Genomic DNA, 13,472 nt, shown 5'->3' on the forward strand with positions numbered 1-13,472 from the left:
CGTGATTAATAGTATGAAAAACCTGTTTTCCAAGACTTTGAGTAAAAAGAAACTGGTGATTTTTTCTGCTAGTTTCCTAGTTTTTGCTGCTGCTCTTGGGTTCTTCATGTATGAAGGGACCAAAAAGACAGTTGCATTGACGCTGGATGGCGAAGAAAGAGTCATTAAAACACATGCAAATACTATCCAAGATCTATTTAATGATCTCAAAATCTCACTACGCTCAGAGGATTATTTATCACTGGCGGCAAACACAGAGGTGAAGAACAACCTTTCGATTGTGTGGAAGCCGGCAAAACAGGTAGAGCTAATTCAAGATCAGGAAAAGAAAACGTATTGGACAGCAGCTGATACGGTTGAGGGCTTCCTGAAAGAACAGAATATCGTCATAAATGAACACGACAAATTAAACCTAAACCCAGACGCTAAGTTAAAGCAAGATTTGAAGATTGCCATTCAGAGAGCTTTCCCGCTTAAGATTGTAGTTGGCGGAAAAGAGCGAGATGTATGGTCGACTTCGACTACGGTCGCTGACTTTTTATCACAGCAAGGAATCACACTGAACGAAATGGACCGTGTTGAGCCTGCTTTAAAGCAGACAGTCACAAAAGATGCCGTGATTAATGTTATTCGAGTTGAAAAAGTCACCGATGTAGTGGAAGAACCAATTAGCTATGCAGTCGTTACGAAAAATGACAGCAAACTGGAAAAAGGGAAACAGAAAGTCGTAACAGAAGGCCAGGAAGGCTTGCTTTCCAAGGAGTATGAAGTCATCCTTGAAAATGGCAAGGAAGTATCAAGAAAACTGGTCAGTGAAAAGAAACTGAAAGAGAAACAGGATAAAGTCGTGGCAATGGGAACGAAGGTCATCGTAGCTCAAGTTTCCCGCGGCTCAAGTGAACCGGCAGGCAAGGAGTTTTATGTTACTTCCACAGCGTACACTGCAAACTGTAACGGCTGCTCCGGCTACACGGCTACAGGGATCAACCTGAGGGCAAACCCTAACATCAAGGTCATTGCAGTAGATCCAAGAGTTATTCCTTTAGGTACCAAAGTTTATGTAGAGGGCTATGGCTATGCAATAGCTGCCGATAAAGGCTCAGCTATCAAAGGCAATAAAATCGATGTCTTTTTCGCGTCAAAAGCAGATGCATACCGTTGGGGCCGTAAAACCGTCAAAATCAAAATCCTGAATTAATTATGAATGCAGGGGATTCTTCCTCTGCATTTTTGTTTTTTCATTTTACGTTTAAGGTATAATAAGAAAAGCGTAATCGCTTAAAAACTTTACACCTATATAGACGATTATATTTCAAAAATGTTTCATTTATTTCAAAGAAAATTTATTTCTTTTTTAATTTTGGCTCTGTTAATGCTAAATGTTGATTATTACATCCTGTTGATTGTAGTGGAAGGCGCGTAGACTCCTGGGGGATGAGAAAGTCATGGGGAGACCCCGCAGGCGCATAAAGCGCCGAGGAGGCTCCCCGACTTCCCGCGGAAAGCGAAGCGCCTGGAACGAAAATCAACAGCCGTGTTTAACAGAGCCTAGACTATAAAGAAAAATCATATCCATTTGAAGATGAATGAGTTCGAGTACGGAGGAATCATGAAAATAAAAGAAATCATAGTAGTTGAGGGCAAGGATGATACGACGGCGATCAGGCGTGCTGTTGACGCGGATACAATCGAAACGAATGGATCGGCGATCAATGCCGAAACGATTGAACGAATCCGGAATGCGCATGAAAAGCGGGGTGTGATTGTTTTTACCGATCCTGATTATCCGGGCGAAAAGATCCGCAAGACCATTTCAGAGCAGGTTGCAGGGTGCAAGCACGCATTTATCCCAAAGGAATTGGCTAAGCCAAAATCCGGGAGAGGACTTGGTGTTGAACATGCTTCTCCTGAGGTGATCCGCGAAGCCCTGAAGGATGCTCAGGTAATGGATGCAGAGGCAGTCGAAGAGATTACCCAGGAGGACTTGATTGTTGCGGGTCTGATTGGCGGTCCTGGTTCCAGGGAGAGGCGTGAAAAGCTCGGCAGGCTTCTGAAGATCGGATATACAAATGGCAAGCAGCTGCACAAGCGCCTGATGATGTTTCAGGTAAAAAGACAGGATTTCGCCGATGCGCTGGCAGAAATCCTTAAGGAGGAACAAAATGCATAAAGATATCGCCACCCCGATGAGAACGAAGGAAATACTTGATAAATACGGCTTTTCATTTAAAAAGAGCCTGGGACAGAACTTTTTGATCGATACGAATATCCTGAACCGCATCGTCGATCATGCGGAATTAACCGACCATAGCGGCGCAATCGAAATCGGTCCTGGAATCGGCGCATTGACAGAACAGCTGGCGAAAAGAGCTGAAAAGGTGGTTGCTTTTGAAATCGACCAGCGTTTGCTGCCGATTTTGGAGGATACACTATCTCCTTATCCAAACGTAAAAGTCATTCATAGTGATGTACTTAAAGCAGATGTCCGAGCAGTGATGCAAGAGGAATTTGAGGAACAAAGCGACGTTATGGTCGTGGCCAACCTGCCATATTACGTGACAACACCTATCCTGATGAAGCTGCTTGAGGAAAGGCTGCCGATCAGGGGCATCGTCTGTATGCTTCAAAAGGAAGTGGGCGACAGGATTTCGGCCAAGCCTGGAACGAAGGAATATGGTTCACTTTCCATTGCCGTCCAGTATTATACGAAGGCTGAAACAGTGATGATTGTTCCGAAAACGGTCTTTATGCCACAGCCTAACGTAGACTCAGCGGTCATAAGATTAACATTACATGATGAACCGCCTGTGAAGGTGAAGGACGAAAAGTTCTTTTTCCATGTTACCAGATCAAGTTTTGCCCAGCGCCGTAAAACCATCCTGAATAACTTGACCAGCCAGCTGCCGAATGGCAAGGAGAAGAAAGAAAGTATACAAGCAGCGCTCCAGCAGGCAGGAGTGCAAGAGTCACGCAGGGGAGAAACTCTGTCGATAGAAGAATTCGCACAATTGAGCAATGCGCTGTATCCATATTTTCACTAAAGTCCGGAGATTTCGGGCTTTTTTTGATGTTCGGAATAAAACCCGAAATTGAGGAATATATCTATTTTTTTAGGAAAAAAGCTCTGCGATTCAGGAATATATTAGCCGAACTCAGGAATATCCTTCCCGAATGATCCACTCCGTCCAGAAAGCACATGTCTATAGGTATTTGCATATTTTATGAAAGAATACCACTTAGCGCAGCCTGTGTGCGGGGCAATTGGAGTGAGGATGATGAATATTAACCTCATGGATATCGTCGGCAGGGTTTCGCATCAATGCGATATTATGTTCCGGGTTATCGATATCAGAGAGAAACATGGCAAAAAAATCGCGATATTATATGGTGAGGATTTCCGGTTAATTGCGGATGCGCCCTATGAAGATCTAATTAAAATCGATCCGAGTATGCGCATGAGGCTGACAAAGGAATTCCGTTCACTTGAAGAACAGTCATATAAGCTATTCAGGCAGGATGTTGATCTATTACAGCAAAAGCAGGAGTATGAGGCAACCGAGGGCTACAGCAAGTCTTACAACTACTTTCAGATGCCTGGGAAGGTGCTCCACGTTGATGGAGATCCGAATTATTTAAAAAAGTGCCTGACTCTTTATGAGAAAGTAGGGGTCCCGGTGTATGGATTCCATTGCAATGAAAAAGAAATGCCGGACAAAGTCGGAATGCTGATTGATTATTATAGACCTGATATTCTGGTCATCACCGGGCATGATGCCTATTCAAAGTCTAAAGGATCTATGGATGATATCAACGCTTATCGACACTCCAAGCATTTTGTTCGGACAGTAAGAGAGGCTCGAAAGAAAGTTCCTCATTTGGACCAGCTGGTCATATTCGCTGGCGCTTGCCAGTCTCATTTTGAGTCGTTGATACATGCTGGTGCCAATTTTGCAAGTTCCCCTTCAAGAGTTAATATCCATGCGCTTGATCCGGTTTATATCGTCGCTAAAATCAGCTTCACACCGTTCATGGAGCGCATTAATGTGTGGGATGTACTTCGCAATACCTTGACTGGTGATAAGGGTCTGGGCGGCATCGAAACAAAGGGAGTATTAAGGACAGGAATGCCATATAAAAAAAAATCGTCGGACTGAAGAAAACACGTCCGGCGTTTTTTATTATTTTGGTACATATTTTATCGCATTAAAGGCTACGCTAAAATTGTTGAAATTTAGAAGAAAAAGAAGTCCGAAATATATTGACTTTTAAATTTAAGTACTGTTATAATTTATGTTTTTGTTTGACTAAATAGTGTCAGCGTGTTATACTTTACACAGTGAGGTGGACCGAATGCCAAAAACATTATCGGATATCAAAAAAGCGCTTGATTCAAACTTAGGAAAAAGACTCATGCTAAAGGCCAACGGAGGACGGAGAAAGACGATTGAACGTTCTGGCGTGTTAGCGGAAACTTATCCTTCTGTTTTCGTCATCGAGCTTGACCAGGATGAAAATGCTTTTGAACGTGTTTCGTACAGCTACGCAGATGTTCTAACTGAAACAGTGGAAATTACCTTCTTTGAAGATACAACAGGATCAATAGCATTGAGCTGATTTTTGGCTCAATGCAGTACAGGCAGTCAACTTTCGGGTTAGCTGCTTTTTATTTTGCCTTTTTTAAAAAAGGCTCTTTTCTCAAACTTTGTTGCTATTGATTGCAAGGCGCTTTTCTCAAACTTTGTTGCTATTGACTGCAAAATAGGATTGAATGACCTGTTTTTTTTCGCACACTTGCCTCTTTTGTGAGAAAAGAGCATGCAAAACTTAATACCGACCAGCAAAATGGCCTTATATTACGTCATGTTAAAATCGGCTTTAGGGTTTTAACAACAATCTTTACGAAAACAGGCTTAAAAAAAGACAGGATAAATAAGGTGCACATGAAAATCTCTTTTTTCAAAAATACTAAGGACACCGCGGTGGTGAAAGGAGATGGTAGTAATGGGCAGAAGAAGAGGGATTATGTCTGAAAGGTTGAAGGAAGAGCTTGCGAAAGAACTTGGCTTCTATGATGTCGTCCAGAATGAAGGATGGGGCGGCATAAAGGCCAAGGATGCAGGTAATATGGTGAAGCGAGCGATTGAGCTGGCCGAACAGCAGCTTGCGAACCAAAACCGCTGACCCAGATGAAGATTCTTTAGAGACTGCCAAACAGCTGTTTTCACAGTTGCCAATAAAATTCAGATCCATCGCGGCGCCGGGGCTTATGCTCCGGCTTTATTTATGGATAAAAAGGTGTGCAGCTTCCATGTATCCTCCTGCCATTCTAATTCTTTGTGAATTTACTGTATTCGCCATAATGCAAATGATAAAATAAAGGAATGTTTCTTGCAGGGGAGTCTTACTTAATTTACACGAAGGAATGGATTGATAGTGACGATCGTCCAACTCCAGTGCCAAGCCCTCGAGTCGCTTGTCGGGGCTGATCAAGGCGCTTGCGCTTTTCTTTTCTTTTTGTGGTAAAATAGGACAAAATGTGGAATTCGTTTAAAGTAGGTGGAAGTTGTGAAGGTTTTAGTGAAGGCGCCGGCAAAAATCAATTTGTCACTGGATGTTTTGCACAAACGTCCGGACGGTTACCATGAGGTGGAAATGGTCATGACGACGATTGATTTGGCTGATCGCATCGAACTTAGTTTACTAGAAGAAGAGAGGATCGTGATCCATTCCCATAATCGGTTTGTGCCGGATGATCAGCGGAATCTTGCTTACCAGGCAGCGCATCTGTTGAAGGAGAGGTTCCAGGTGAAGCAAGGTGTTCTCATTGGCATTGAGAAGACCATTCCGGTGGCAGCTGGGCTTGCTGGCGGCAGCAGTGATGCAGCGGCGACATTAAGAGGCTTGAATAAACTATGGAAGCTTGGTCTGTCTTTGGACGAGCTGGCAGTGCTGGGTGCGGAAATTGGCTCAGATGTTTCTTTCTGTGTGTACGGAGGAACAGCGCTTGCGACAGGCAGAGGGGAAATTATCGAGGAACTGCCGGCACCGCCGACGTGCTGGATTGTATTGGCGAAACCGTTTATCGGTGTATCGACTGCGGAGGTATATCGCCGCCTTAATGTAGAGAAAATTCAGCATCCGCCTACGAATCAAATGATCACCGCTATTGAAAATGGAGATTTCCATGGAGTCTGCAATAGTGTCGGAAATGTTTTGGAAGATGTGACGCTTTCGCTTTATCCCGAGGTAGCACAGATTAAAGATCAAATGAAGCGGTTCGGTGCTGATGCTGTTTTGATGAGCGGAAGCGGCCCGACAGTATTCAGCCTTGTGGCACATGATTCGCGAATGCATCGTATTTATAACGGTCTGCGAGGGTTTTGTGACCAGGTATTTGCAGTAAGAATGCTTGGAGAGCGTCATACCCTTGATTAAATCCGTATAATGGTGGTATATTAACCTTAAATATTCGGATTTTGGAGGTTCTTGAATGAAATTTCGACGCAGCGAGCGTTTGATCGATATGACGACTTATTTACTGGAACATCCGCGCCAATTGGTACCGTTAACCTATTTTGCCGAAAAGTATGGTTCAGCAAAGTCCTCGATCAGTGAAGATCTCGGAATCATCAAAGAAACATTTGAACAGCGGGGAATCGGTGTCCTCCAGACTGTGCCAGGCGCTGCCGGCGGAGTCAAGTTCCATGTCCATGTCAGTGAGGAAAAAGCCCGGAAGGTAATCGATGAACTTTGTAACATAATGGCAAGTCCCGATCGATTGCTGCCAGGCGGTTACCTTTACATGAATGATATTCTTGGAAATCCAGCAATTGTGCAGGAAGTCGGAAGGCTGCTCGCATCTGCTTTTGCCGATAAGGATATTGAGGTTGTCATGACTGTGGCGACAAAGGGGATTCCGATCGCTTACGCAGTCGCAAGCCACTTGAATGTCCCGGTCGTGATTGTCAGAAGGGATAGCAAAGTGACTGAAGGATCGACAGTAAGCATCAACTACGTTTCAGGTTCTTCAAAAAGGATCCAGACGATGGTGCTATCAAAGCGCAGCCTTGCAGAGGGCTCGAAGGTTCTGATTGTCGATGACTTCATGAAAGCGGGCGGCACCGTTAATGGCATGATTAATTTGCTTGAAGAGTTCAATGCGGAGTTAGCGGGAATAGCGGTACTGGTTGAGTCGGAGAATATAGAAGAAAGACTTGTCGATGAGTATCTCTCACTCGTACGCCTTTCAGGTGTAGACGTAAAAGAACGTAAAATTACCGTGAGTGAAGGAAATTACTTCGCTCGCAGAGAATAGTTGTTCATATAAAAAGAATGGGGTGACAATGAATGAATATTGTACAGACTTCAAATGCGCCTGCCGCAATTGGTCCATATTCGCAAGGTGTGGTTGTGAACAATCTCTTCTACAGCTCAGGCCAAATTCCCTTGACTCCTGAGGGTGTAATGGTTGAAGGAGACATCCAGGCCCAGACGCATCAGGTATTCAGTAACCTGAAAGCAGTTCTTGAGGCTGCAGGTGCTTCACTTGAAACAGTCGTAAAAGCAACTGTCTTCATCAAAAATATGGATGAATTCGCTCAATTGAATGAAGTATATGCAGAGTATTTCAATGTGCATAAGCCAGCACGCTCAACAGTAGAAGTGGCAAGACTTCCCAAGGATGCACTGGTGGAAATCGAAGTAGTAGCGCTCGTTAAATAACGGGCGTTTTTTTATTATTGAAAGAGTGAAGCGTGGAATGGGAGCTGAATACATCACAAGAGGAATTAACATGTGCCCGTGAAAAGAGAAAAAACAATTTGACGGTCACAAAAAGGGCAAACATGTGCCTGGGAAAGGAAAAACCAATTTGACGGTCACAAGAAAGGCACAGCTCCCGTTATAGGTACCCTTATATTTAGAAACCACACATATGGCTTATATACAAAACCGGATACCTGATAGCAGCTTTCAACTTTTGCTTGAATGAATATTTTTAATCCAAAAATTTTTTGGGATAAATGAATAATAAAGGAGTCAATTCAGAAGGTTTATTAGAATTTTTCCGCATCGTCAATAGCTCCAAAAGCCTATTTTTAAAAGATAAATCAGCATGCAAAGGCTTTCTCCATGAAAAAGTTCACAAATTCGCCCTATTTTTTCAAAAAAATTTTCTTGTAAAAGAAGGAGATTTGATTTCAATGTGGAATTATTTAACTAGAATTTTATCTATTTGTAAAGGTGGTGAACAGAATGGAAGTAACTGACGTAAGATTACGCCGCGTTAATACAGATGGACGGATGAGAGCGATCGCTTCCATCACGCTTGACAACGAGTTTGTTGTCCATGATATCAGGGTGATTGATGGAAACAACGGCCTATTTGTTGCAATGCCTAGTAAGCGCACTCCTGATGGCGAGTTCCGTGATATCGCGCATCCGATCAATTCGGGTACACGCGGAAAAATCCAGGATGCTGTACTGGCAGAGTACCACCGCTTAGGTGAATTGGAAGTTGAATTCGAAGAAGCTGGAGCTTCCTAGAATATATAATTGCATAACATCAAGAGCCTGCTTCATAAGTTAGGCTCTTTTTTATTTCCCCAGTTTGTCCGCTAGCTAAACCTATTCTTATAAAAATCACTTCGGAACTTGTTCAGCTCTTCTCCTAACTCCTCGAGATGTTTGTCTAGTGTCGCCTCCGCTTTTCGGTTAATACCTTCCCCCCTAAACTGACAAATAATTGTACTTATTCTTCTATTCTTGAAATGGCTGGCTATTTAAGATATATTCGTAATGGATAAAAAGGTAAATTGGAGGCCTGCTAATGTCTAATCGTAATGCAATCATTTTAGCTGCCGGTCAGGGAACAAGAATGAAGTCTAAATTGTATAAAGTTCTTCACCCTGTATGCGGCAAGCCAATGGTACAGCATGTAATTGACCAGGTGAAAAGTCTTGATATAAACGAAATCGTGACCATTGTCGGTCATGGAGCAGAAAAAGTGAAAGATCAGCTAGGTGAGGACAGCCAGTATGCCCTTCAGGCTGAACAGCTGGGGACAGCCCATGCTGTGCAGCAGGCAGGGGATATGCTAGCAGACAAAGAGGGAGTCACAATCGTCGTTTGCGGTGATACTCCGCTGATCAAGGCTGAAACGATGGAAGCTCTTTTCAAGCATCATGAAGAGACAAATGCTAAAGCAACCATCTTGACGGCGAGGGCGGAGGATCCGACTGGCTACGGCCGTATCGTTCGAAATGCAGAGGGCTTTGTCGAGAAAATCGTTGAGCATAAGGATGCAAATGAGCAGGAAAGAAGCATCAATGAAATCAATACGGGTACATATTGCTTCGACAATAAAATGCTATTCGAGGCGATCCAGAATGTATCAAACGATAATGTCCAGGGAGAATATTATCTTCCGGATGTCATCGAAATCCTGAAAAACGACGGCGAAATCGTATCTGCCTATGTGACGGATAACTTCGCGGAGACGCTCGGTGTCAATGACCGCGTCGCTCTAGCTGAAGCCGAACGCACGATGAAAAAGCGGATCAATGAGTATCATATGCGCAATGGCGTATCGATTATTGATCCGAATAACACATATATTGGACCAGATGTGAAAATTGGACAGGATACGGTTATTTTCCCGGGAACCATGCTTTCTGGAGGAACAGTCATCGGTTCAGAGTGCCAGATAGGACCTAATACTGAAATCAACTGCTGCGAAATTGGAAATAATACAGTTATCCGCCAATCAGCCGCCTTTGACAGCAGGATTGGCTCCGAAGTCAATATTGGGCCTTTCGCGCATATCAGGCCTGAATCTGATATCCATGATGAAGTCAAGATCGGCAATTTTGTCGAAATTAAAAAAGCGGTATTTGGCAAAGGAAGTAAAGCTTCCCACCTTAGCTATATCGGTGATGCAGAAGTCGGTGCTGATGTGAATATCGGCTGCGGCTCGATCACAGTGAATTATGATGGCAAAAACAAGTTCCTGACCAAGATTGAAGACGGCGTATTCATCGGCTGTAACTCCAATCTTGTTGCACCAGTGACGATTGGAAAAGGCGCATATGTAGCAGCCGGTTCCACGATCACTCAAGATGTTCCAGGTGAAGCACTGGCGCTTGCACGTGCTCGTCAAGTCAACAAAGAAGATTATGTAGGGAAAATGAACGTAAAGAAATAAGAGTCTTGGAGGTCCATAATGTCAAACCAGTATCTTGACCCAAATTTGAAGGTTTTTTCACTGAACTCAAATGTTGAACTTGCCCAGGAAATCGCGAAGGTAATCGGGGTAGAGCTAGGGAAATGCTCTGTATCCCAATTCAGCGATGGAGAAATCCAGATCAACATTGAAGAAAGCATCCGTGGCTGCGATGTTTATGTCATCCAGTCAACAAGCTCTCCAGTAAATGAGAACATCATGGAATTGCTGATCATGATTGATGCATTGAAGCGTGCATCAGCAAAAACAATCAATATTGTTATGCCTTATTACGGCTATGCAAGACAGGACCGTAAAGCGCGCGCACGTGAACCAATCACTGCTAAGCTTGTGGCAAACCTGCTTGAGACTGCTGGCGCTACACGCGTGATCACGCTTGACCTTCACGCTCCGCAAATTCAAGGCTTCTTTGATATTCCAATCGATCACTTGATGGGTGTGCCGATTCTTGCGGATCACTTCAACAGCAAGGAATTGAACGGTGACGTTGTCATTGTATCTCCTGACCATGGCGGTGTTACTCGTGCAAGGAAGATGGCTGAAAGACTGAAAGCGCCGATTGCGATCATTGATAAGCGCCGTCCAAAGCCAAATGTTGCTGAAGTCATGAATATTGTTGGTAATATCGAAGGCAAGATTGCGATCTTGATTGATGATATCATCGATACAGCTGGGACGATTACATTAGCTGCAAATGCCCTGGTTGAAAATGGGGCACTTGAAGTTTACGCGTGCTGTACGCACCCTGTATTATCAGGTCCTGCGATTGAGCGTATCGAAAACTCCAAGATCAAAGAACTGGTTGTGACAAATACAATCGCGCTTCCAGAAGAAAAGCGCATTGAAAAAATCGATCAGCTGTCTGTTGCTCCATTGATCGGGGAAGCGATTATCCGCGTCCACGAAGAGCAATCTGTCAGCACGCTTTTTGATTGATTTTATAAGGGACTACAGGCTTGCCAAGCGGCAAGCCTACTCTTGTTTATGAGTGCTTTAAAATACGGCTTGGTCTGACCAAGGCGGCTTGCGTTTTTCATGTTTTTCAGGTAAAGAGGAGTCAAGCTGTCAAGAAAAGCTTGTAATTATGACAGCTTCAGGAGAAGAGGTCAAAGCTGTCAAGAAAAGCTCGTAATTATGACAGCTTTTGAGGGGAAGAGGTCAAAGCTGTCAAGAAAAGCTCGTAATTATGACAGCTTTTGTGGAGAAGAGCTCAAAGCTGTCAATAACCCTAGCAATTCAGACACTTGTGTAATCAGAAAGAAATGGATGATTACGTGACATGGAGCGTGGCAAACTCATGGGAGACCCGGCAGGCAATGAAGCGCCTGGAACGAAAATCAACAGCCTTGTTGAAAGGGCTCAAAAAGTATAACGTTTAGACCTTCCTGTTTTGGGGCATTTTTTATATAGACAAGAACTTACGAAATAGGAAGGGGACAAAACCATGAGTGCAGTATTGAAAGCAAATGAGCGCACAAGTACTCAACGTTCTAGCCTGAGGAAGTTACGCCAGGAGGGCAATATTCCGGCAGTGGTCTATGGAAGGACTACAGATAGCAAGTCCATTTATGTGGACAGCATCGAGTTTGTGAAGACCATCCGTGAAAATGGCCGAAATGGTGTCATTTCGCTTGATGTAGGCGGCAGCCAGCAAAGTGTCATGTTGACGGATTATCAAGAAGATCATATCAAGAATGAAATTCTTCATGCTGATTTCCTTGTGGTCGATAAAAGCTCCAAGGTACATGCAAGCGTCAGGGTGAATCTCATTGGCCAAGCTGCAGGTGTCAAGGATGGCGGCGTCATTCAGCAGCCGATCCACGAAGTGAACATCACAGCGACTCCAGGCAATATCCCTGAGACTATTGATGTGGATGTCACAAACCTGCAGGTTAATGAAAACTTGACACTTGCTGATATCAAAACTGGAAATTATGAAATTAATGATGATGAAAATACGGTAGTCGTTTCAATCCTTCCTCCTAAAGTGGAAGAAGAAATCAACTCCGGCGAAGAACAAGAACCGGGAGAGCCTGAAAATGAAGAAGGAAGAGAAACAGAAGCGAGCGAAGAATAAAGCAGTAATAGACGTAGCCTGAAAAGGGTTACGTCTTTTGCGGTTTTCATGTACATTAGAAACAGAGGTTCTTTCTGGTTTCCCTGAAAGAATAAGATAAGCGTTTGGTTAGGGGTGTGGAAAGTGAAGTTGTTTGTTGGACTTGGGAATCCGGGGAGGCAATATGACAAAACAAGGCACAATATTGGCTTTGAGGTCATAGATGAATTATCAAAACGGTGGAATATCCCATTGGATCAGGCAAAGCATAAAGGCTTATATGGAAAGGGATTCGTTGGCGGTGAAAAGGTCATCTTGCTTAAGCCTTTAACTTATATGAACCTTTCTGGTGAATCGATCAGGGCCGTTATGGATTTTTACGATATCGACTTGGAAGATCTGGTCGTAATTTATGACGATCTCGATATGCCAACAGGCAGGATCAGATTGCGCCAAAAAGGCAGCGCAGGCGGCCATAATGGAATCAAGTCGACGATTGCCCATACAGGGACACAGGAGTTCAAGCGAATCAGGGTAGGCATCAGCCGCCCGACAAATGGAATGGCGATCACCGATTGGGTGCTTGGCCGTTTTACAGCCGAAGAAAATGAACAAATGGCAGAGTCTGTCTTGAAATCTGCCGATGCTTGTGAGGAATGGATGAAAAAGCCATTCTTAGAAGTTATGAATACATTTAATCAATAGTGGGAGTCTGAAAAGATGGCAATCCAAACGTGCCAATCTTTTGATCAAGTAATATAATGTAAAAAAAGCATCATACAATAGGCTAAGTGCATAAGTTCCTGCCAAAGGGTCAATAATGAGTAATGACTTAAATTGGGAGGGACGGGCATGGCTATACATTATCAATGCCGTCATTGCGGCACGAATATCGGCTCATTGGACAGATTGTCTGTCCACAGTGAAAGTTTAGGGCTGCATAAGCTGACCGAGGAAGAGCGCCAGGAGATGGTATCTTACGCAGGGAACGGTGACATCCATATAAAATCGATCTGTGAAGACTGTCAGGAAGCCCTGGAGCGCAACCCAGACTTCCACCAGCATGACTACCTGATTCACTGAAAAGCTTTGGATTCTACATCCAAAGCATTTTTCTGTTTGTATATTGGCCGTATATTTAAAAAGGAAAGATTAGCATTTTTTATAGAGAGGGAG

At 43.7% G+C, this 13,472-nt stretch carries 16 protein-coding genes; all 16 read left to right on the forward strand.

Annotated elements, in window-relative coordinates; genetic code table 11:
• Positions 1-13 precede the first annotated feature (13 nt).
• The 16 genes from J7E35_RS18060 (at position 14) to fin (ending at position 13,379) form a co-directional block, all read left to right on the forward strand.
• Positions 14-1,198 (forward strand): resuscitation-promoting factor, encoded by a 1,185-nt coding sequence (locus J7E35_RS18060; protein ID WP_214782209.1) that lies wholly within the window; start codon positions 14-16, stop codon positions 1,196-1,198.
• 411 nt (positions 1,199-1,609) lie between these two features.
• Complete coding sequence (gene rnmV / locus J7E35_RS18065) at positions 1,610-2,170, forward strand: ribonuclease M5 (RefSeq protein WP_214782113.1); 561 nt, start codon at positions 1,610-1,612, stop codon at positions 2,168-2,170.
• Positions 2,163-3,041: a 16S rRNA (adenine(1518)-N(6)/adenine(1519)-N(6))-dimethyltransferase RsmA gene (gene rsmA / locus J7E35_RS18070; RefSeq protein WP_214782116.1), complete on the forward strand. Its 879-nt coding sequence runs from the start codon at positions 2,163-2,165 to the stop codon at positions 3,039-3,041. Before rnmV ends, rsmA begins: the two co-directional genes overlap by 8 nt.
• Before the next feature lie 234 nt (positions 3,042-3,275).
• Entirely contained in the window at positions 3,276-4,154 is an 879-nt protein-coding gene (gene yabG, locus J7E35_RS18075; RefSeq protein WP_214782212.1) for a sporulation peptidase YabG, read from the forward strand.
• A 196-nt stretch (positions 4,155-4,350) separates the two neighbouring features.
• Complete coding sequence (veg, locus tag J7E35_RS18080; RefSeq protein WP_023613322.1) at positions 4,351-4,614, forward strand: biofilm formation stimulator Veg; 264 nt, start codon at positions 4,351-4,353, stop codon at positions 4,612-4,614.
• A gap of 387 nt (positions 4,615-5,001) precedes the next feature.
• A complete protein-coding gene (locus tag J7E35_RS18085; RefSeq protein ID WP_041967995.1) occupies positions 5,002-5,181 on the forward strand; it encodes a small, acid-soluble spore protein, alpha/beta type in 180 nt (59 codons plus the stop codon).
• A gap of 384 nt (positions 5,182-5,565) precedes the next feature.
• Positions 5,566-6,435 (forward strand): 4-(cytidine 5'-diphospho)-2-C-methyl-D-erythritol kinase, encoded by an 870-nt coding sequence (gene ispE, locus J7E35_RS18090; RefSeq protein ID WP_483297200.1) that lies wholly within the window; start codon positions 5,566-5,568, stop codon positions 6,433-6,435.
• A gap of 55 nt (positions 6,436-6,490) precedes the next feature.
• Entirely contained in the window at positions 6,491-7,315 is an 825-nt protein-coding gene (gene purR, locus J7E35_RS18095) for a pur operon repressor (RefSeq protein ID WP_214782122.1), read from the forward strand.
• A 32-nt stretch (positions 7,316-7,347) separates the two neighbouring features.
• Complete coding sequence (locus J7E35_RS18100; RefSeq protein WP_214782125.1) at positions 7,348-7,722, forward strand: RidA family protein; 375 nt, start codon at positions 7,348-7,350, stop codon at positions 7,720-7,722.
• 299 nt (positions 7,723-8,021) lie between these two features.
• Positions 8,022-8,267: a hypothetical protein gene (locus J7E35_RS18105; protein WP_214782127.1), complete on the forward strand. Its 246-nt coding sequence runs from the start codon at positions 8,022-8,024 to the stop codon at positions 8,265-8,267.
• On the forward strand, positions 8,254-8,544 hold the full coding sequence (gene spoVG, locus J7E35_RS18110) for a septation regulator SpoVG (protein WP_023613316.1): 291 nt from the start codon (positions 8,254-8,256) through the stop codon (positions 8,542-8,544). The genes J7E35_RS18105 and spoVG overlap by 14 nt, the downstream gene beginning before the upstream one ends.
• A gap of 283 nt (positions 8,545-8,827) precedes the next feature.
• On the forward strand, positions 8,828-10,201 hold the full coding sequence (glmU, locus tag J7E35_RS18115; RefSeq protein ID WP_214782129.1) for a bifunctional UDP-N-acetylglucosamine diphosphorylase/glucosamine-1-phosphate N-acetyltransferase GlmU: 1,374 nt from the start codon (positions 8,828-8,830) through the stop codon (positions 10,199-10,201).
• An 18-nt stretch (positions 10,202-10,219) separates the two neighbouring features.
• Complete coding sequence (locus tag J7E35_RS18120; RefSeq protein ID WP_214782131.1) at positions 10,220-11,176, forward strand: ribose-phosphate diphosphokinase; 957 nt, start codon at positions 10,220-10,222, stop codon at positions 11,174-11,176.
• 508 nt (positions 11,177-11,684) lie between these two features.
• Positions 11,685-12,317, forward strand: a complete 633-nt coding sequence (locus J7E35_RS18125) for a 50S ribosomal protein L25/general stress protein Ctc (protein ID WP_214782133.1) — start codon at positions 11,685-11,687, stop codon at positions 12,315-12,317.
• 123 nt (positions 12,318-12,440) lie between these two features.
• Positions 12,441-13,001 carry an aminoacyl-tRNA hydrolase gene (gene pth, locus J7E35_RS18130; protein ID WP_214782135.1) on the forward strand — a complete coding sequence of 187 codons (561 nt, stop codon included), beginning with the start codon at positions 12,441-12,443 and terminating at the stop codon, positions 12,999-13,001.
• A gap of 147 nt (positions 13,002-13,148) precedes the next feature.
• The gene (gene fin / locus J7E35_RS18135; RefSeq protein ID WP_167834220.1) at positions 13,149-13,379 is read left to right on the forward strand and encodes an anti-sigma-F factor Fin; all 231 of its coding nucleotides are present in this window, start codon (positions 13,149-13,151) and stop codon (positions 13,377-13,379) included.
• The last annotated feature ends 93 nt before the right edge of the window (positions 13,380-13,472 follow it).

Source organism: Bacillus sp. ISL-45 (assembly GCF_018613195.1).
Classification (GTDB): Bacteria; Bacillota; Bacilli; order Bacillales; family Cytobacillaceae; genus Mesobacillus.

Coding starts and splice junctions, on each gene's coding strand:
- rsmA (WP_214782116.1), top strand. CDS start 2,163: ATGCATAAAGATATCGCCACCCCGATGAGAACGAAGGAAATACTTGAT.
- rnmV (WP_214782113.1), top strand. CDS start 1,610: ATGAAAATAAAAGAAATCATAGTAGTTGAGGGCAAGGATGATACGACG.
- J7E35_RS18085 (WP_041967995.1), top strand. CDS start 5,002: ATGGGCAGAAGAAGAGGGATTATGTCTGAAAGGTTGAAGGAAGAGCTT.
- fin (WP_167834220.1), top strand. CDS start 13,149: ATGGCTATACATTATCAATGCCGTCATTGCGGCACGAATATCGGCTCA.
- veg (WP_023613322.1), top strand. CDS start 4,351: ATGCCAAAAACATTATCGGATATCAAAAAAGCGCTTGATTCAAACTTA.
- yabG (WP_214782212.1), top strand. CDS start 3,276: ATGAATATTAACCTCATGGATATCGTCGGCAGGGTTTCGCATCAATGC.
- J7E35_RS18125 (WP_214782133.1), top strand. CDS start 11,685: ATGAGTGCAGTATTGAAAGCAAATGAGCGCACAAGTACTCAACGTTCT.
- J7E35_RS18105 (WP_214782127.1), top strand. CDS start 8,022: ATGAATAATAAAGGAGTCAATTCAGAAGGTTTATTAGAATTTTTCCGC.
- J7E35_RS18100 (WP_214782125.1), top strand. CDS start 7,348: ATGAATATTGTACAGACTTCAAATGCGCCTGCCGCAATTGGTCCATAT.
- spoVG (WP_023613316.1), top strand. CDS start 8,254: ATGGAAGTAACTGACGTAAGATTACGCCGCGTTAATACAGATGGACGG.
- J7E35_RS18060 (WP_214782209.1), top strand. CDS start 14: ATGAAAAACCTGTTTTCCAAGACTTTGAGTAAAAAGAAACTGGTGATT.
- glmU (WP_214782129.1), top strand. CDS start 8,828: ATGTCTAATCGTAATGCAATCATTTTAGCTGCCGGTCAGGGAACAAGA.
- purR (WP_214782122.1), top strand. CDS start 6,491: ATGAAATTTCGACGCAGCGAGCGTTTGATCGATATGACGACTTATTTA.
- J7E35_RS18120 (WP_214782131.1), top strand. CDS start 10,220: ATGTCAAACCAGTATCTTGACCCAAATTTGAAGGTTTTTTCACTGAAC.